At 39.2% G+C, this 20,185-nt stretch carries 15 protein-coding genes; 4 read left to right on the top strand and 11 right to left on the bottom strand.

Going from position 1 to position 20,185, the window contains the following annotated elements:
* Positions 1 to 35 precede the first annotated feature (35 nt).
* Positions 36 to 596 carry an ECF transporter S component gene (locus AX662_RS01005; protein WP_004182060.1) on the top strand — a complete coding sequence of 187 codons (561 nt, stop codon included), beginning with the start codon at positions 36 to 38 and terminating at the stop codon, positions 594 to 596.
* A gap of 152 nt (positions 597 to 748) precedes the next feature.
* Positions 749 to 2,467, top strand: coding sequence for a phospho-sugar mutase (locus AX662_RS01000; RefSeq protein ID WP_060971355.1), 1,719 nt, complete (start codon positions 749 to 751; stop codon positions 2,465 to 2,467).
* A gap of 138 nt (positions 2,468 to 2,605) precedes the next feature.
* Here AX662_RS01000 and metF read toward each other — a convergent pair whose 3' ends face one another.
* The 3 genes from metF to AX662_RS00985 form a co-directional block, all read right to left on the bottom strand.
* On the bottom strand, positions 2,606 to 3,481 hold the full coding sequence (metF, locus tag AX662_RS00995; RefSeq protein ID WP_021144026.1) for a methylenetetrahydrofolate reductase [NAD(P)H]: 876 nt from the start codon (positions 3,479 to 3,481) through the stop codon (positions 2,606 to 2,608).
* A 186-nt stretch (positions 3,482 to 3,667) separates the two neighbouring features.
* Positions 3,668 to 5,917, bottom strand: coding sequence for a 5-methyltetrahydropteroyltriglutamate--homocysteine S-methyltransferase (gene metE, locus AX662_RS00990; protein ID WP_021144025.1), 2,250 nt, complete (start codon positions 5,915 to 5,917; stop codon positions 3,668 to 3,670).
* 252 nt (positions 5,918 to 6,169) lie between these two features.
* Positions 6,170 to 6,520, bottom strand: a complete 351-nt coding sequence (locus AX662_RS00985) for a hypothetical protein (RefSeq protein ID WP_004182017.1) — start codon at positions 6,518 to 6,520, stop codon at positions 6,170 to 6,172.
* Positions 6,521 to 6,666: 146 nt separating this feature from the next.
* Between AX662_RS00985 and pabB the strand changes: the two genes are divergently transcribed.
* Both pabB and AX662_RS00975 read left to right on the top strand, forming a co-directional pair.
* Positions 6,667 to 8,397, top strand: coding sequence for an aminodeoxychorismate synthase component I (pabB, locus tag AX662_RS00980; RefSeq protein WP_060971354.1), 1,731 nt, complete (start codon positions 6,667 to 6,669; stop codon positions 8,395 to 8,397).
* A gap of 215 nt (positions 8,398 to 8,612) precedes the next feature.
* The gene (locus AX662_RS00975; RefSeq protein WP_060971353.1) at positions 8,613 to 11,249 is read left to right on the top strand and encodes a calcium-translocating P-type ATPase, PMCA-type; all 2,637 of its coding nucleotides are present in this window, start codon (positions 8,613 to 8,615) and stop codon (positions 11,247 to 11,249) included.
* 187 nt (positions 11,250 to 11,436) lie between these two features.
* On the opposite strand, the gene dltD is transcribed toward AX662_RS00975, so the two are convergent.
* From dltD to AX662_RS00935, 8 genes are all read right to left on the bottom strand, one after another.
* Positions 11,437 to 12,705, bottom strand: coding sequence for a D-alanyl-lipoteichoic acid biosynthesis protein DltD (gene dltD / locus AX662_RS00970; protein ID WP_060971352.1), 1,269 nt, complete (start codon positions 12,703 to 12,705; stop codon positions 11,437 to 11,439).
* Complete coding sequence (gene dltC, locus AX662_RS00965) at positions 12,698 to 12,937, bottom strand: D-alanine--poly(phosphoribitol) ligase subunit DltC (RefSeq protein WP_002891149.1); 240 nt, start codon at positions 12,935 to 12,937, stop codon at positions 12,698 to 12,700. Before dltC ends, dltD begins: the two co-directional genes overlap by 8 nt.
* Before the next feature lie 17 nt (positions 12,938 to 12,954).
* Entirely contained in the window at positions 12,955 to 14,202 is a 1,248-nt protein-coding gene (dltB, locus tag AX662_RS00960) for a D-alanyl-lipoteichoic acid biosynthesis protein DltB (protein ID WP_060971351.1), read from the bottom strand.
* On the bottom strand, positions 14,199 to 15,749 hold the full coding sequence (gene dltA / locus AX662_RS00955; RefSeq protein WP_060971350.1) for a D-alanine--poly(phosphoribitol) ligase subunit DltA: 1,551 nt from the start codon (positions 15,747 to 15,749) through the stop codon (positions 14,199 to 14,201). Before dltA ends, dltB begins: the two co-directional genes overlap by 4 nt.
* Before the next feature lie 8 nt (positions 15,750 to 15,757).
* Positions 15,758 to 15,889, bottom strand: coding sequence for a teichoic acid D-Ala incorporation-associated protein DltX (locus AX662_RS00950; RefSeq protein WP_002885174.1), 132 nt, complete (start codon positions 15,887 to 15,889; stop codon positions 15,758 to 15,760).
* Between the two features lie 176 nt (positions 15,890 to 16,065).
* Positions 16,066 to 17,814 (bottom strand): ABC transporter ATP-binding protein, encoded by a 1,749-nt coding sequence (locus AX662_RS00945; RefSeq protein WP_060971349.1) that lies wholly within the window; start codon positions 17,812 to 17,814, stop codon positions 16,066 to 16,068.
* The gene (locus tag AX662_RS00940) at positions 17,804 to 19,543 is read right to left on the bottom strand and encodes an ABC transporter ATP-binding protein (protein WP_060971348.1); all 1,740 of its coding nucleotides are present in this window, start codon (positions 19,541 to 19,543) and stop codon (positions 17,804 to 17,806) included. The genes AX662_RS00945 and AX662_RS00940 overlap by 11 nt, the downstream gene beginning before the upstream one ends.
* A gap of 30 nt (positions 19,544 to 19,573) precedes the next feature.
* On the bottom strand, positions 19,574 to 20,185 hold the full coding sequence (locus AX662_RS00935) for a lysozyme family protein (RefSeq protein WP_060971347.1): 612 nt from the start codon (positions 20,183 to 20,185) through the stop codon (positions 19,574 to 19,576).

Below are 20,185 nucleotides of genomic sequence, written 5' to 3'. Positions count from 1 at the left end.
AGATACTATTCTATAAACCGTTAAGGAGAATTTTTATGAAAAAATCAACCGCTATTGCAAGAATTGCCATCTTTTTTGCAGTAATGCTCACCATTCATTTTGTAACTTCCTTCATTCTCGAATTTGTTCCGTCTGGTATTCAACCGACCTTAGTTCATATTCCTGTTGTTATCGCTTCCGTCATTTATGGACCTAGAATCGGAGCTGTTTTGGGACTCCTCATGGGCCTCTTTAGTGTGACCATGAATACATTGGTTTTGACGCCAGCAAGTTTCCTCTTTAGTCCCTTTGTCTCACATGGAAATCTCTATTCTCTCATTATTGCACTGTTTCCACGTATTTTAATCGGAGTGACTCCTTACTTCGTCTATCGATGGCTACACAATCGTACTGGTTTAGTGACAGCTGCTATTGTCGGGTCTATGACCAATACCATTTTTGTTCTATTGGGAATTTATATCTTCTTCGGTAACATCTATGGTGGTAGTTTTCAACATTTTCTTGCTTTAATTTTGACAACAAACTCTCTTATTGAAGTTATTGCTACAGTTCTTGTCACAACTGCAGCCGTTCCGACACTTGAAAGATTAAAATAATTAGTTAGGTCGAGACTGATATGTCTTGGCTCTTTTATTTTCATTTACATTTTAGATACCATTTTCTTTTTAAAAAGATTTACAATTATCGCTAGAATTTTCTGAAAAAATTTGTTATAATGTAAGCGGTTAAAAATATAAAGGAGATTGCTATGTCTTACACTGAAAATTATCAAAAATGGCTCGACTTCGCTGAATTGCCTGCTTACCTTCATGATGAGTTGGTCGCAATGGATGAAAAAACGAAAGAAGATGCCTTCTATACCAACCTTGAATTCGGTACAGCTGGTATGCGTGGATTGATTGGTGCTGGTACTAACCGCATTAACATTTACGTTGTTCGCCAAGCAACTGAAGGTTTGGCCCAATTGATTGACTCAAAAGGGGAAGAAGCTAAAAAACGTGGTGTTGCTATTGCCTATGACAGCCGTCACTTCTCTCCAGAATTTGCATTTGAATCTGCACAAGTTTTGGCAGCTCACGGTATTAAATCTTACGTATTTGAAAGTCTTCGTCCAACACCTGAATTGTCATTTGCAGTACGTCATCTTCACACATTTGCTGGTATCATGGTAACAGCCAGCCACAACCCTGCTCCATTTAATGGTTACAAAGTATACGGTGAAGATGGTGGACAAATGCCACCTGCAGATGCGGATGCATTGACAGATTACATCCGTGCTATCGAAAATCCATTCACTGTTCAATTGGCTGACCTTGAAGAAAGCAAAGCCAGTGGCTTGATTGAAGTTATCGGTGAAAACGTCGACGCTGAATATTTGAAAGAAGTGAAAGGCGTTAACATCAACCAAGACTTGATCAATGAATATGGTCGCGACATGAAGATTGTCTACACTCCACTTCATGGTACTGGTGAAATGTTGGCTCGTCGTGCTCTTGCGCAAGCTGGATTTGAAGCAGTTCAAGTTGTTGAAGCTCAAGCTGTTCCAGATGCTGACTTCTCAACTGTTAAATCTCCAAACCCTGAAAACCAAGCTGCTTTTGCTCTTGCTGAAGAACTTGGCCGCAAAGTAGACGCTGATGTATTGGTTGCAACTGACCCAGATGCCGACCGTCTTGGTGTTGAAATCCGCCAACCAGACGGTTCTTACCTCAACCTTTCTGGTAACCAAATCGGAGCTATCATTGCTAAATATATTCTTGAAGCTCACAAAACAGCTGGTACGCTTCCTGAAAATGCTGCCCTCTGTAAATCAATCGTATCAACTGAGTTGGTAACTAAGATTGCAGAAAGCTACGGCGCGACTATGTTTAACGTCTTGACTGGTTTCAAATTTATCGGTGAAAAAATTCATGAATTTGAAACACAACACAACCACACTTACATGCTTGGTTTCGAAGAAAGCTTCGGTTATCTAATCAAACCATTCGTACGTGACAAAGATGCTATCCAAGCCGTTCTTATCGTAGCTGAAATTGCTGCTTACTACCGTTCACGTGGTATGACTTTGGCAGACGGTATCGAAGAAATCTACAAACAATACGGCTACTTCGCAGAAAAAACAATCTCTGTTACCCTTTCAGGTGTTGACGGAGCTGCTGAAATCAAGAAAATCATGGATAAATTCCGTGGCAATGCTCCTAAACAATTCAACAACACAGACATTGCTAAGACAGAAGACTTCTTGGAACAAACAGCTACTACTGCTGACGGCGTTGAAAAATTGACAACTCCTCCAAGTAACGTGCTTAAATACATCTTGGCTGATGATTCATGGTTTGCCGTTCGTCCTTCAGGTACAGAACCAAAAATCAAATTCTACATCGCTACAGTTGGTGAATCTGAAGCAGATGCTAAAGAAAAAATTGCGAATATCGAAGCAGAAATCAATGCTTTCGTAGGCGAATAATATTTAAGACTTAGAGCTAAGCTCTAAGTCTTTTTTATACCGACAAAACTTGGATTACGGAAGCAAGCTATCTTTTTTGCTACTAGAACCAATAAACCACCTATAGATTAAACTATAGGTGGTAATTTTATGATTCAATTATAGAGCACTAACTTGTGAATGATGCTTAAATAAGGAATGAGTCGCTTCGTGAATATGACGAGCAGTTTCTGCATTATTCATGGTGTAGAGGTGAACGCCTGCAACATCTTGAGTAACAAGGTCGACAATCTGGTCAATCGCATAAGCAAGACCGGCTGCTCTAAGTGACTCAGGATCATGCTCATACTTATCCAAAATGGCACGGAACTTACGTGGCAAATGAATATTCTCACAAGTCTTAAGCAAACGTAGAGCTTGGTTACGATTCAAGATAGGCATAATTCCTGCATGAATTGGTACATCAATTCCAGCCAAGGTACATTTATCTTGAAAATCATAGAAACGTTCATTGTCAAAGAAGAGTTGGGTTAAAAGACCAGAACAACCTGCATCAACCTTTTTCTTAAGGTTTTGGATATCAGAGATTTGATTTGGCGAATCTGGATGCCCTTCAGGATAGCAGGCACCGATGATATCAAATTGAGGAGCTTCTTCCTTGATAAATTCAATCAAATCAGTGGCATATTTAAAGTCTTTAAGAGGTTCCACACCAGGAATGATATCGCCACGTAGGGCTAAGATACGGTGTACTCCAACGGCATCCAAGTCACGTAAGGTATCAGCAACCTTTTCTTTACTCAAATAGATAGCTGGAAGGTGGGCAATCGTTGGGATAGCTAGGTCATTTTGAATATGATCCGCCAAAGGAACCGTCGTCTCTTTGATATTATATTTGTTATTACTAGCTGTAACACTGATAAAGTGTGGAGCCAATCCTTGCATATCCTCAAGGGCACGTAGGATTTTTTCGTTACCTACTGCTGGGTTAGGTGGAAAGACTTCAAAAGAGAGTGATGGTGTTTGGCTTGTCATATTTTATACCTTCTTCTTTTTAGATTTTTGTTAAGACGAAAGCTGTTTTAAGTGCCTACTGACTTCATGAGTACAGTTAAACAATTGTTAATCATAGCCTGCTTGCAAAAATCTTTAGAACATTATTCGCTATTGAAAACCTTCTACACTTAAGGAAGAAGGTCTTCAACATATGATAACTTCCGCTTACAAGTTTTCGCGAGCTGCTTTTGCAGCTTCTACAAGCTTAATCAAGCTTTCTTTAGTTTCTTTGATTCCGCGAGTCTTCAAACCACAGTCAGGGTTGATCCATACTTTACCGCTTGGTACTTTTGCCAAGATTGCTTCGATAGTGTGGTCAATTTCACCGTCTTGTGGGACACGTGGTGAGTGGATATCGTAAACCCCAGGTCCAACTTCTGTTTGGAAGTTTTGAGCTTTAAGTTCATCCAAGATTTCAAGATTTGAACGGCTAGCTTCAAATGAGATAACGTCAGCATCTAAGTTATCGATAGCTGGGATGATATCTGTAAATTCTGAGTAACACATGTGAGTGTGGATTTGTGTGTCTGGTGCTACAGTTGAGTGTACCAAACGGAAGGCTGGAATTGCCCAGTCGAGGTAGTCTTCATACCAGTCACTACGACGGAGCGGCAATTTTTCGCGAAGAGCAGCTTCGTCAATTTGGATAATTTTCACGCCTGCAGCTTCAAGGTCAAGTACTTCATCTTTGATTGCAAGAGCAATTTGAAGAGTTGAATCCTTGATAGAGATGTCCTCACGTGGGAATGACCAGTTAAGGATAGTAACAGGTCCAGTCAACATACCTTTAACAGGTTTGTCAGTACGGCTTTGTGCGTAGCTAGACCATTTCACAGTGATTGGGTTAAGACGAGTCACATCACCCCAAATGATTGGTGGTTTAACCCCACGCATACCATATGATTGCACCCAACCGTTTTTAGAGAAGAGGTAACCTGACAAGTTTTGACCGAAGTATTCAACCATGTCGTTACGTTCGAATTCACCGTGTACAAGTACGTCAAATCCAACTTCTTCTTGCCATTTAATCCATTCATCAGTGATTTCAGCAAGGAAAGCATCGTATTCTTCTTGTGACAATTCATTCTTACGGAAAGCCAAACGTTTCGCACGAACTTCCTTAGTTTGAGGGAATGAACCGATAGTTGTTGTTGGAAGCAATGGAAGTTTGAAAGCATCTTTTTGAATCGCTTCACGTTCTGCAAATGCTGGCAAACGAGTGTAATCAGCTTCAGTCAAGCCTGCAATACGGGCACGAAGTTCAGCATTTTCACCAACACGCTCAGTCGCAAAGAGTTCTTTGTTGGCAGCAAGGGCTTCTGCACCTTGACCATTGCGGATAGCATCCAAATCACGCAATTCGTCCAATTTTTCAACCGCAAAAGCAAAGTGGTTCAAGATAGCTGGTTCAAATTCTTCATTAGCGGTTGTAAATGGTACGTGAAGAAGTGAGCAAGAGGTTGTCAAAACAACATTTTCAGCTGGCACTTGTTCAAGAATTGCAAGACTCTTCTCGTAGTTGTTACGCCAGATGTTTTTACCATTGACAATCCCTGCATAAAGAGTCTTATCAGCTGGGAAACCACCTTTAACCAATTCAAGTGTTTTCTTACCTTCAACAAAGTCAAGACCAATACCATCAACTGGCAAGTTCACAAGATCGTTGTAGACATCACGAACATCACCAAAGTAAGTTTGAATCAAGACTTCAAGACCTTTTTTATCAGCCAAGAGTTTGTTGTAGAGATTCAAGAAGAGAGCTTTTTCTTCAGCTGTCAAATCTTTAACAAGGGCTGGCTCATCGAGTTGAATACGTGTAGCACCAAGCTCTGCCAATTTTGCAAAGACTTCTTGGTAAGCTGCCACAAAGCTGTCTACAAAGTCTTCTGCTTTCACACCATCTTCAAAGTCAGATAATTGAAGGAAAGTGAATGGTCCAACGACAACTGGACGTGTGTTAAGTCCCAATTCTTTAGCTTCTTGGTACTCATCAAAAATCTTGTGACCAGCAAGTTTAACTTCTGTTGTTTTTTCAAATTTAGGAACGATGTAATGGTAGTTAGTGTTAAACCATTTTTTCATAGGAAGGGCACGTACATCCCCTTTTTCACCTTGGTAACCACGCGCCAAAGCAAAGTAACGTTCAAGATCTGTCAAATCCAAGTTTTGAACAGATTCAGGTACGACGTTGAAAAGGAAAGCTGCATCAAGGAAGTTATCGTAATGTGAGAAATCATTTGAAGGAATTTCACTGATACCCTTCTCTTTAACAATATTCCAGTGTTTTGCACGCAAGTCTTTGGCTGCTGTTAAAAGTTCATCTGCAGTAATTTCATTTCTAAAGTATTTTTCTGTTGTAAATTTTAATTCGCGGAATTCACCCAAACGTGGGAAACCAATGATAGTAGTTGACATCTTGTGTCCTCCTCTTTGTTGTTGAACTTATCTTACCAAAGAAACGGGTGGCTGTATAATTGCTATTAGTTTTCTCTATATATAGTTTTTGACTATAACCTATAAAATAAAGGGTTTCTAGCTACCGTTATCTCCTTTTGTTTAGATATTGTTATAGCTAATAACTATATATCAACCAGATAAATCCTTTTTTATAACAAAAAAGCCCTAGACTTTTGTCTAGAGACTCTATTATTTACTAGGATTAGGACACTAAGCTCTATAAGTGCTCAGTACTTTCTCTTGAAGCCAAGATGATGTATAAGACATATTCTCACTATTGTAACTATTCCAGATAAAATAACCAAAAACTACCAATACTAATAAGAAACAAATTCCTAATACGGCTAACCAGATGATTTGTTTCTTTAAGCTATCATACTCACTCATATAGCCATTATGGATTTTAATGAGTTCATTTCTTTTTTTGTTACTTGACTCTTTAGCAATGGCAATTTCTAGCTCATACATTTGATGCTTCCATGAATTCTTAGAAGTGCCTTTTTTCATTTTATGGTTTGAAAGACTGCTGTTGCCTTTCTCAAAGTTATTTTTTTCAGTCATATTTCCCTCTAAAATCTTCTTTTAGTCCCTATCATTATAACATATGTAAAACTATCTGAAAAGTTCATTTTTGGTTAAAATTTTGAGAAAGATAATTAAAACATGAAAAAGAACCAGAGGGAAACTTCTTATGTTATACTCTAAGTATGCATAAGAAAACTGTTATTGATTTTAAAGAACTTGGTGTCAGACAAATCTTTACAGACGCCATTAAAGAACTAAAAACAAAGGACATTAAGGAAGTCAAACCCCTTTTAGATGAACTCGAAGCCTATCAAAATAAAGGTTATTATGCAGTAGGTTATGTTTCCTATGAAGCAGCCCCTGCCTTCGAGACAAAATTTCAGGTTATTGATGGTCCATTAATGTCTGAGTATCTCCTCTACTTCACTGTTCATGAAACTGTTCAAACAGAGCCTATTCCTCTTACTTATGACCCTATTACCTTACCAAAATCTTGGCAAGAGCTAACTTCTGCTGAGGAATACAAGGCTGCTATTGAGCATATACACCACCATATTCGACAAGGTGATACTTATCAGGTCAATTATACTGTTCAGCTTCAACAGAACCTGACAGCTGATCCCTTTGCCATCTACAATCGATTGGTTGTTGAACAAAATGCTCATTACAATGCCTTTATTCAGCACGATGATGTTTCTATCATTTCTATAAGTCCAGAACTCTTCTTTAAAAAAGATGGCGATAAGTTGACTACTCGTCCTATGAAAGGTACTACCAATCGAGGTTTAACAAGTGAAACTGACCTTGCACAAGCAAGATGGCTAGCTCAGGACCAGAAAAATCGCTCTGAAAATATGATGATTGTCGATCTTCTTAGAAATGACATGAATCGTATTTCTAAAATAGGAAGTGAAGATGTCAAGAGCCTTTGCCAAGTTGAACAATACTCTACAGTTTGGCAAATGACTTCGACAATTGAAACGCAACTCCTGACAAATAGAAGTTTATGCGATGTCTTCCAAGCCCTTTTTCCATGCGGATCGATTACAGGTGCCCCCAAAATAGCAACCATGGAGATTATTAAGAAGGTTGAAAAACAGCCTAGAGGTGTTTATTGTGGAGCTATTGGAATCTTGGTGCCACAGGGACCTAGTATTTTCAACGTAGCCATTCGGACACTACAAATGGAAGAAACCAAGGCTATCTATGGTGTCGGAGGGGGGATTACCTGGGACAGTAACTGGGAATCCGAATACGAAGAAACCAAGCAAAAAGCTGCTGTTCTATACCGTCAGAACCCAAAATTCGATCTCATTTCTACTGGTCGTATTCATCAAGGAAAACTTCTCTTTCTGGAGGAGCATATAAAACGTTTACAAGAGAGTAGCCGATACTTTGACTATCCTTTCAATGCAGAAAAAGCGCACTATCAAGTCGAAGCTCTGTGCCAATCACTAGACCTTGACACAGACTACCGTCTTAAAATGTCTCTTGCAAAAGATGGTGAACTGAAGTTTGAACATAGCCAATTAACAAACTTATCTGATGACTTTTGCCAAGCAAGGTTAGTTGAGCAAAGACATCCGTTGGATAGCCCCTATACCTTCTTTAAAACAAGTTACCGTCCTCACCTTAGTATCGAACCTCACGAACAAATCTATTATAATCACGAGGGACAACTCCTAGAAACCTCTATCGGTAACATCGTTCTTAAAATCGAAGACCAACTCTACACACCACCAGTTCACCTCGGCCTCTTAAATGGCATCTACAGACAAAGCCTAATTGCTGATAATAAGCTTAAAGAAAAAGTCTTGACCGTAAAAGATATGGAACAGGCTCAGGCCATCTACGGATGCAATGCGGTGAGAGGCTTGTATGAATTGAAGGTGGAAGGATATAATTATATTTAACGAAAAAATACAAGTTTTTTGTTCTCCCCTACTCTTGCTAAAGACAAAAGAAACTTCAATATTCTATTGGTAAAAAATCAACAATTTAATAGTAAAATAAAGTATAATACTTACTGATAGTTATTCAGTTATCGTGACTGTAATGATAAGCTTTTTGGCTTATAATTTACTAGCCTTAAAATTCAGTAATAATTTAGAAAGGATACAAACCTTAAATGAAAAAATTTAAAGGCTTGACTTCTGCTGAAGTTCAAGCAAGTAAAAACGCCCATGGCGATAATAGGCTCTCTAGTAAAGAGGCTAACTCGCTCCTCTCAATCTTTATCGAAGCCTTCCAAGATCAATGGATTCTTATCCTCTTGGCTGCCTTAGGATTAAAAATCATCTTCAACTTTGTTGGAATGATTTTCCCTGCTATTGGTGAAGCCAACTGGTATGAGGCTATCTCACTAATTTTCGCCATTTTGATGTCTACAGGATTCTCAGCAGTCTCACAATACCGAAATGAGCAAAAATTCAACACTCTTCAAGAAGAGGCTTCAAAAACTAATGCTAAGGTTTATCGTGATGGTAAACTTAAAGAAGTTCTTGTTGATGATATTGTAAAAGGTGATCAAATTCTCCTTCAATCAGGGGACAAGATTCCAGTTGACGGTATCATACTGGAAGGTGAGTTAAAAGTAAACCAAGCTGTCCTTAATGGTGAAAGTGAAGATGCTAAGAAACTTCCTCTTGGTGATCAAGCAGAACCAGACTCTTCCGACCTCTTTACAGAGCTCAAAGTCTTCCGTGGTACAGTTGTTACTTCAGGTGAAGCCGTTATGGAAGCTACACAAATTGGTGATAATACTGTTCTAGGAAGCATCAATACTTCTCTTCAAGAAGATAGTAAAGATTCACCATCCAAAGAAAAACTCAACAAGCTTGCTGGAAACATCGGTGTCCTCGGTTATAGTGCAGGTGCTGCATATTCAGTAATCAACCTTGTTTTAGGCTTTATTGCCCTCAATAAGGCTAATAACCTCAATGGTGGTTCAATCTTCCTTCTTATCATTGAAACGATTCTCTTTGCGGTTACAATCATCATCATGGCCGTTCCAGAAGGTCTTCCGATGATGTTGGCACTCGTTTCTTCAATGAACTCAGGACGACTTTTAGCTCAAAATATCCTGGTTCGCCATCCTGATACCATTGAAACAGCCGGATACATGAATATCCTCTTCAGTGATAAGACTGGTACAATCACTGAAGGTAAACTATCTGTAGTTGACTTCTTCCTTGCTGATGGAACACTTTATGCAGCTACTGGTGAAACTGACGCTCCTGATTTTGACACTATGTCAGATAGCCTTAAAGCTGAAATGATTAATGGTATCGGTCTTAATAACGACGCCATGGTAGCTGATGGCAGTGCTGTTGGTAGTAACGCCACTGACCGTGCACTTCTTGATTTCCTTATTGGTCGTTCTCAACTTGATTTTGATACAAATACAATTACTGAGAAGCAACAATTCAACTCAGCAACAAAATTCGCAAGTGTAACGACTAAGGACGGAAAAACTTACATCAAGGGTGCTCCAGAATTCATCCTAAATGACTGCTACTACTATCTTGATAAAGATGGTAATAAACAAAACTTTACAGATGATATTAAAGCTCGTTTCCAAGAATTATCATTGGAACAAGCTAACCGTTCAATGCGTTTGCTTGCTATCCTAAATACAGATGGAAATGATAAAGTCTTGATTGGTATCGTATGTATCCGTGATAACGTTCGTTCTTCAATTAAACAAACTGTTGAAACAATGAACCGTGCAGGTGTTCAAGTAGTTATGGTAACTGGTGACCGTAAAGAAACCGCTGTTGCTATCGCTAAAGAAGCCGGTATCGTTACTGGTCAAAATGACCTTGTTCTTACTCACGATGAACTTTCTGCCCTTTCAGATCAAGAACTTAAACAACAATTACCTCACTTAAAAGTGGTCAGTCGTGCCCTTCCAATGGATAAAAAACGTCTTATTGAAGCAGCTCAAGACCTCGATATGGTCGCTGGTATGACAGGTGATGGGGTCAATGACTCACCTGCCCTCAAATCAGCTGATGTCGGATTCTCAATGGGTGATGGTACTGAAGTCGCACGTGAAGCTTCAGATATCGTTATCTTGAATAACTCATTGACTTCGATTGAGAAAGCCGTCCTCTATGGACGTACTATGAGTAAGTCAGTAAGTAAATTCATTATCTTCCAGTTAACCGTAAACGTGACTACAATTGCTATGTCACTTCTCTCACCACTTTTGGGCCTCAAAGAACCATTTACAATTATCCAAATTCTCTGGATTAACCTTATCATGGACACACTTGCTGCCCTTGCCTTTGGTGAAGAGCCTACGCTAAATCGTTACATGAATGAAAAGCCAGTTGCTAAGAAGGCAAGTATTCTTACTGGCTATATGAAATCTGCTATCGGTGTAGCCAGCGTCTTCATTACTCTTGTATGTTTAGCTATTCTTAAAAATGTTGGTGGTATTCAAGACTTTATCACCAATGGAACTGGCAACTTTGAAATGGTAACAACATTCACCTTTACAGTATTTATCTATGCTGTCATCTTCAACTCACTTAATACACGTAGTAATGGATTCAATGTTTTTGAACATATCGGCGAAAACAAGAAATTCTCAATTGTAATGATTTCTATTGCTGTCGTTCAAACCTTGATTATTCAATTCGGTGGTAAAGTATTTAGTACCGTTCCTATGGACGTTCAACACTATATCGTTGCACTTCTTATCGCGGTTTTGATTATCCCTGCAGATTTAATTCGAAAAGCTCTAACTAAAAACAAATAAGATCTGTTTAAGGCAATACAAAACTTCAAAGTGACAAAAAGGATTGGGGATTAACCCAATCCTTTTTAATAAATTCTGAAGGTACCTAAAAAAAAAATAATAAGAGCAATATTATTCTCCTATTACTCTATAACAAAAAGGCTTATTAAAGCCTTTTTGTTATATCCTGATTTTTTATTAAGTTACTCTACTTAAATTGACTAGGAGTCCCTGTATAACCTGCCCAATCCTTACTATAAAAGCGGTCGTTCAAGTTATAGCTAGGTGCAGGTGTTGGATTACTTACAAATGGATCAACAGCCTTGTCAAAGGCTACCCACCCTTTCCATCCCATATGAATGGTGTCTTGCATAAAGTAAGGTTGATCTCCATCTTTTGAAAAATCTGCAATATTGGTAAAGCCTTGACTTTCCAATTGATAACGGATTTTAGAAACCGTAGCATCATACATTTCTTGACTAAGTCCCGTATAAGCCATCCACTTGCTATTAACAGGTGGGATAACAAAAATGACATTAGTATTTGACTTAGCAAATTGATTTAGCACCAACTGTAGGTCACCGTATTCTTGTGAAACTTCATAAGAAAGATTTTTCTGGAAACCTTTAAGTTTACCAATCTTCTTAGACAAACGTTTCTTATAGAAACGGTCATCGATACCAAAGTCGTTTGACTTGGTATGGGCTTCTGCATCTCTTACAGCAACCTGATCAAGTGCCTCATAAGAGAGCTTGTCTGGCAACTCTTTAAGATAAGGAAGAACTTTCTTCTCGTAATTAGCGTTACTTGATGCTGCTAAAGGACTAAACAAGGCATCTTCTCGCTTATTAAGCTCTGCCATAAATTGAATATAAGTCTTATCAAGTGAATTTAACTCTTGCCCCTTAGACACTTTAGAAAGTTGAGATTTCATAGTAATCTCAGGCTTCATCTCTAAGATACGTTGAGCTGCATACTGAGAATTTGCATCCGTCTGAGTTTCACTTAAGAAACTACTAAGTTGGTCGTTATTGTAGAACTGCTGAAAAGCTGCAGAATTATACCCCTTTTTAGTAAACCATTGTGGAGACAAGACGTACACAGCTGTACCATTTTGTAATTCTGGAAGCATTTGTTGCATTCCCAAATATTGGTTTAGAGATGCAGCACCACGTTGTCCAATAAAGTATGGGCGATAGTTACGGTCGTACTTCTCAGCTAAAACAGCTGGATGAAGAGCATCAAAACGCAACCACTCACTTGACCCAAAGAAAGGGACAAATCGATGCTTCTTATCTGAAAGAGCTGTAGTTTTGTTCATCCGACTCTTAAAGTTTTCATTTGTCAGTGTTACTGCACTACGTTTTTCAGCCACATAACTATGTTTTCTGCCTTGTGGGTAGGCATATATAACTACCACTACCAAGACCAAGGCACAAATTACTGGACCAAAAATCTGCCATAAACGCTTAAGCATTGCGAAGCTCCGTTACCCCTTCAACAATCTTATTAGCTGTGTTCCAGTCATCACGACCAAATTCTGAAACTGGTACACGAATATCGAAACGTGATTCTAATTCAACGATTAGCTCAACTGTTCCCATTGAATCGAGAACACCAGCATCGAAAAGGTCTTCGTCCATCATGTCAGAAACGTCTTCCATGAAGAGTTCATCAATAATTTCAATAACTTCTGATTTTACATCCATTTTTATAATTCCTTTACTTATTTTTTAGTGAACCAGAGGTCATTCAAGAATCCAGAGAAAATCAAGAATGACAACATAACAGTGTTAAATGTAATAAAGATTCCCAAAGCCTTCGTCCATCTATTTTCAGGAAGTGGCTCAAGACCAGCTTTCTTACGTTCTTTATTAATGGTCTTCTTCTTGCGCAACCAGGCATCATTAAGTCCTAGACCAATACCATGGAAAATACCGTAAGCAATGTAGTACCAAGTAACCCCATGCCAGAATCCCATAACCATCATATTAATGACATAGGCCACATTTGAAGTCGTGTTACGATTTTTGAAAACTTTATTTCGCATCAAAACCATAACCAAACGCATAAAGATAAAGTCACGGAACCAGAAAGACAAGCTCATATGCCAACGATTCCAAAATTCTTTCAAGTCTCGTGAGATAAAAGGTTTGTCAAAGTTGATTGGGCTCTTAATCCCCATAAGGTTAGATGCTGCCAAGGCAAACATCGAGTAACCCGCAAAGTCAAAGAAGAGATCAAAACCGAAAACATACATGACACCAAGTGTTGGTAAATTAAAGATACCACCTTGGGCCAAAGCTTGTGCTTTCAGTGAAGGCAAGAGCATACTTCCGAAAATCTGCGCCAAAACAAACTTATAGAGGAAACCAAGCATGATATATTTTACAGCTTGCTCCAACATATTCATCAGCTCGTCTCGCTCAGGAATCGTTTGGTAATCTTCGTTAAAGCGTTTGAAGCGATCAATAGGACCACTCGTAAAGGTTGGCATAAAGAGCATGAATCGGAGGAACTCTCCAAGTGTAAACTCTTTAAGGACACCATCCCGCATCTCGATAATCATTCCAACTGATCGGAAGGTCAAGTAAGAAATACCAAGAAAGTTTAAAAGCGACTGAGTACCATTTATCGCAGGCTCTACCTTAACAAAAATCAAGGGAAGGACTACAAGAAACGAGTGTAAATAGAAAACCCATTTATTATCCTTTTGACTGCGGTAATGTTTGTATGAATAAACCCAAATGATTTGCCAAATAATATAGAAGAGTAAGGCTAGTAATTGACTAGCATGTGTTCCTGTCAGAGCAAGAACAATAAAGGCTAGACTTACCAAACATTCATAAATCGCAAAACGCTTTTTAAAGAAGAGGCCCACAAAGATTGGCAGTAGAGCTAATCCAAGGTAGATGAAATAGAAGGGATTACCGTAGGCTTCTAAATGAGGTAGCTGTTTCAAGAAGTCTATCATCGGTTGTTAACCTCACTGATAAGACCCTTGATATCAATCTTCCCATTTGGTGTCAAAGGCAAACTCTCACGATAGAGGAACTTGGTTGGCATCATGTAAGACATCATGATATCTTCTAAGTCAACCTTGATAGCCTTAGTAATATCGATATCACGTTCAAACTGCTCACGAACGCCATCCTTAAGAATCACATAAGCCAAGAGGTTCTGAACCTTATGGTCTTTATTGTAACGTGGCACAGCTACTGCCGAATCAATGTACTTAGACTTATTAAGGTTTTGTGAAACATCCTCTAACTCTATACGGAAACCATTAAATTTAATCTGGAAGTCCATACGACCACCGTAAAGAAGGAGACCTTCATCAGTCATCGTTCCTACATCACCAGTATGGTAAGCAGGAAGGCCATTAAACTCGAAGAAGGCTTCAGCAGTCTTTTCAGGATTATTCATGTAGCCTTTGGAAACTGCTGGTCCTGATACGATGATTTCACCCTGTTGACCATTTGGAAGGATATTCCCATCCTCATCGATAATATAAGTTGGTGAATCTTCCTTGGTATAACCAATCGGCAAACGCTTAAGGTTAGCCAGCATCTCATCAGTTACTGCTACTGCTGATAAGGCTACTGTTGCCTCAGTTGGCCCGTAAGCATTGATAATACGTGCCTCTGGGAAACGTTGGCGAAGCTTTTGAGCAGTCTTGACAGTCAACTCTTCTCCATCAAAATAGAAATGCGTAATTTCCGGCATCTTCTCTGCATTGAAGTCTTCAGACAACATTGCCATATCTGCAAATGATGGGGTCGATGTCCAAATAGCAATTGGAAGTGAGAAAATCGTTTCAAAGAGCTTCTTGAAGTCCTGCGTAATGGCTGAAGGAAGTGCATAGAGTGTTCCTCCAAGTGCCAATGTAGGTGCCCAGTACATTACCGATAGGTCAAATGAGTAAGGCGGTTGCGCCAACATTTGGGGACGTTTTGGAGTCGCAAATTCCTTGTCCGTAATCATCCAGTTAGTGAAACTAAGGAGATTATTGTGAGAAATTTGTACCCCTTTAGGCTTACCTGTAGTTCCTGATGTGAAGATGATGTAATAATTATCATCCCCCTTAACAGGATGAGTCACTTCGTAGCTAGTCTTACTTTCAAAAGCTGTCGTCACTTGGTCCAATGTCAATATTGGCGCTTGAACATCCTCAAGTGGAAAGTCATTAATAGCAATAATCAGACTAGGCTCTGCTACATCTACGATAGCCGTCACGCGCTCAAGAGCTGAGTGACTATCAATTGGAATATAAGCGTGACCAGATTTAGTCAAAGCTACAAAAGTTGCCAACATTTCATACTCTTGACCACCATAAACCACAACAGGTGATTTTTCTGGAATGTCAAGACTATCGATCTTGGCAGCTAGGCTATCCGAATCAGCTTTTAAGTCACCGTAAGTATGAACTTCCCCTAAAATATTGTAAACAGGAAATTCAGGTTGTGATTGAGCAAACTGCTCAATCGTTTCAATCATATCTTTAATTTTTGTATTCGTCATTATTCTTCCTAAAATTCGTTATAGATAAAATTACCTTGACCTTGTCCTAGGTAATTGTAGAGATAAATTAGGGCCATAAAAATGGCGAAATAAAGCAAGGTTTGTCCTAAAAATACTAGGACGTTTTTGTGTTTTAACATTCTAATTTTCGATACCTTTTTTTATATAATATCCTCTCTAGTTTACCATCTTATCACCATTTTTTCCAATAAAAAAGAAAAAATAACTAAATTTCATTTCTTTTTCATCAATAGGTTTTGGTGATAAATGGTTAGCTAAAATGATAAAAAAACAAAGCCTAAAAGCTCTGTCAGATTTAACTATTTTGTGTCTTTTGGGCTGTCTGCATTCGATAGTACATTCCCCTAGCTTGCATCAGTTGTTCATGGGTTCCATGTTCAACGATATCCCCATTATTCATGACCAAAATAAGGTCCGCATTTTCAATGGTAGATAATCGATGGGCAATGATGAAACTTGTTCGACCTTTCATTAATTTAGCGAAGGCCTCTTGAATGAGAAGCTCTGTACGTGTATCGATACTAGAAGTGGCTTCATCTAAGATTAAGATTTTAGGCACATTGACAAATATGCGAGCAATGGTCAAAAGCTGACGTTGCCCCTGAGAAAGGGATTGCCCCGCATCATTCAAGTAGGTGTCATAGCCTTGAGGCAACTGCTGAATAAAGAAATCAGCATTGGCAGCCTTGGCCGCTGCTATGACTTCTTCACGACTGGCTTCTGGATTACCATAGGCAATATTATCATGAATAGTGCCGACCTCAAGCCAAGTTTCCTGTAAAACCATCCCAATCTGTTTCCGAAGACTCTCACGGGTATAATCTGTAATAGGTCTACCGTCCAGTAGAATATTTCCCTTGTCCAAATCATAGAAACGCATGAGTAGGTTAATCAAGGTAGATTTCCCCGCTCCTGTTGGACCAACAATGGCAACAGTACTTGCGGCAGGGATCTCAATGCACAAATCCTTGATAAGAGGTTTATTAGGCAAATAGCCAAATTGGACATGATCAAATTGAAAACGTCCCTGCACATCTGCTTCTTCCAAGACCGCCTTACCTGTTTCTGTTATTTCCTCTTCATCCAATATCATATAAAGGCGATCAGCACAGGCCAAAGCACTTTGAAGTTCAGATAGAACAGATGAGATATCATTAAAAGGTTTCGTATACTGAGTGACATAATTTAGGAAGGTAGTCAATTGTCCCACTGTGAAAGCACCACCCGACATGATTCGATAGGCACCAACACCTGCAATAAGAGCATAGATCAGACTATTGACAAAACGTGTAGCTGGGTTAACCGCTGACGAATAAAAGATAGCACCCTGTGAATAATCAGCATACTTACCATTGACGTCTTTAAAACTCCTAACCATCTGGTCTTGTGCATTTAAACTCTGTACTAAAGCTTCTTGAGTCAAACTTTCTTCAATCAACTGAGTCTGCATGCCTCGCCATTTAGTTTGATTGCGATAGAGTTGATAACTCTTCTTTGCGATAAAACGTGCCACAAGCATTGACAAAGGCGTCATGACTAGGACTAAGAGCATCATGAACCAGTCTAAGCGAGCCATGGTAAAGATTATGACAAAGATAGTCAAAAGCCCAACGAAAAATTGGTTAAAGACCATGAGAAGTCCGTTGTTTAATTGATCACTATCTGTAGTCACACGGCTAACCATGTCTCCAGTTCCTTGACGATCAAGGTAACTGAGAGGCATAGCATGAATTTTCATCATGACTCGTTCACGTAAACTTTCGCTATATGAATAAATCAATCGATTATAAATCAAAGGGTTAAGCCACTGGATTGCACTATTAGCTAAGATAACTACAAGCATCTGCCAAATTAAACGTGACATCAACAGAACGGCATTCATCTTAAGAACAGCGTCCACTGCATCACCAATTAAGATAGGTAAGTAAACCGTTAAGGCAACTTGAATAATGGTCCCAACTGTTGCTAAGGCAAAGAGGTAACGCTGACTTAAGATATCTCTACTTAAACGTTTAAGCGTTGATTTATTATTTCTAGCCTTCATCAGCGACCTCCTTTTGATGTTGAGAATAATGAATGTCTTGATAGAGTTTATTTGTGGCAAGCAATTCTTCATGATTACCCAAGCCAACTTGATGTCCCTTATCAAGCACCAAAATTTGATCAACAGCTTTTAGACTATTCGTTCTTTGCGAAATAATAATCAGACTCGTTGATTTAAGATTGTCTCTGATAGCCGCTAGTAAGCGACTTTCAGTTAGGTAATCTAGGGCTGAGGTTGAGTCGTCCAAAATCAAGAATGGTGCTGGTCTCATCAGCGCACGCGCAATAGTCAAACGTTGACGTTGACCCCCCGAAAAATTACGGCCAAATGACTCAACTGGCTCATCTAAACCAAGATCCTTGTCTTTTACAAAATCAGCAGCCTGAGCCATGTCAAGAGCATGCCACAATTCCTTATCACTTGGTTCGTGATCAAGTCCTAGTGACAAGTTTGAACGAATGGTTCCCCTAAATAGCTCAGCTTTTTGTGGGACATAGGCAACCCAAGAACGCCACTCTTTAAGATTTCTTGGTGATTTTTGATCCTTGAAAATAGCTAAAGAACCAATCTGAGGTTGATATAAGTTCATGATTAAGTTTACCAAGGTCGATTTACCCGAACCAGTACCACCAATAATACCCAGTGACTCACCTCTAGCAATCTTTAAATCAATCTCTTTTAGTGACGGTTGACTAGCTGTCGGATAGGTAAAGGTCATGTGGTCAATAGCAAGTCCTGTTTCCGACTGATCTGGTTTTCTTAGTGTTAAAGGTGCCTCAATATCCTCATCTTGGAGTTCAAAAATAGCTTGTACCCTTTTCGCCGAAATAAAGCTCTGATTAAGATTGGTCAACATCATAGCCAATTTAAGAAGCTCCGTCAAAATTTGCAAGAGATAATTGACCAGAGCAATCAGCATCCCTTGAGACAAGAGCCCACCTTGAATTTGCAGATTTCCTTGCCAAAGGACAGCAATCAAAGTCATATTAACAACTAAGAAAGTCAAAGGACTAATGAGACTTGCTATCACGCCTGTTTTGAGTTGCCACTTCTTCAGGTCTTTATTTACAGTCGTGAAGTTATCTAATTCACGCTCACTCTGACCAAAGGCACGAATAACCCTCATACCTTCAAGTTGTTGGCGCGTATTAGTAACAATTGACTCATTAATCACTCGAATCTTGGCGTATAAAGGATTGACGATGCGACTAGCTAGTACAATAATAAGGGTCAATACCAAGACCATACCAAGAAACCAGAGGGTCAAGCGTGGACTGATTCGGAATGCCATAATAATGGCTCCTGTCACAATAATTGGTGCCCTCAAAAAGAGCCTCAAAAATTGATTTATCCCCGTTTGGATTTGAAAGGTATCACCAGTCAGGCGTGTTACCAAACTTGAAGTTCCAATCTCATCCCGCTTTTCCTTTGATAAACGCATGATTTTCGCATAGAGGTCATTAGTCAACACTCGCGCATAACCAACTGCTGCTCTTGATGAAAAATACTGTGCTGAAATAGCAACGACAACACCAATAACGGCAAGTCCAAACAAGACAAAAATCATCAAAAAGAGATGATTTTTGTCTTTATTTGGAATAGTTGTGTCGACAATTCCAGCAATGACTAGTGGGACCAAAAGTTCGAAACTGGCTTCGATTAATTTAAAAACGGGTCCCAGGATACTGTCTTTGACATATCCTTTAAAATAAACTAATAATGCTTTCATTTGTCTTTCCTTAAGAATGAAGTGTACCTCTTAGAGACGAGAGAACATACGCATCAAAAAGAGGTTAAACTGCACTTCTTTGGCGTAATAAATGTTTCCGCCATTTGTATAAAGCTTACCCCCACCATAATACATGGCAACAGGTTGATAATAAGTATAGGTTTCCCCACTAGTGTTTCCTAGACTTGGAGCAACGACATTTTTTGAATAAGCTTTTGCTAATTCGACGGTGTTAACTCCACCATTATCAGCCACATAATCGATATAGGCCTTACCAAAATTATAAGCTTGTACTGCTGTCCAAGGATCCACCTTATGGTGGGCAGCTTCTTCCAGATTTTCTGACAGCACCGTCACCCCTTGACGAATACTTTCTTTTCGATTTGTGATGGAGTTAGTCACCCCTGTAGAACTTTCACTGGACTGCATCACGTCATCTGTCTTCCCCTTGGTTTCTGTGTAGATCATAGCCAACACCAAATCAACATTGGTTGTATTATCAATGTCGTCCTCAGCCAATACCTCCTTAACCATGGATTCATAGGTTAAGACATGTTGAATATTGGCATGGATTCGATAACATTGGATACCTATGATGAGGACTACGACAAAGACCACCAGACGTCTTATCCATTTAAACAT

The organism is Streptococcus sp. CCH5-D3, assembly GCF_001556435.1.
Lineage (GTDB): Bacteria > Bacillota > Bacilli > Lactobacillales > Streptococcaceae > Streptococcus.
This window is presented reverse-complemented; position numbering and strand designations above follow the sequence as displayed.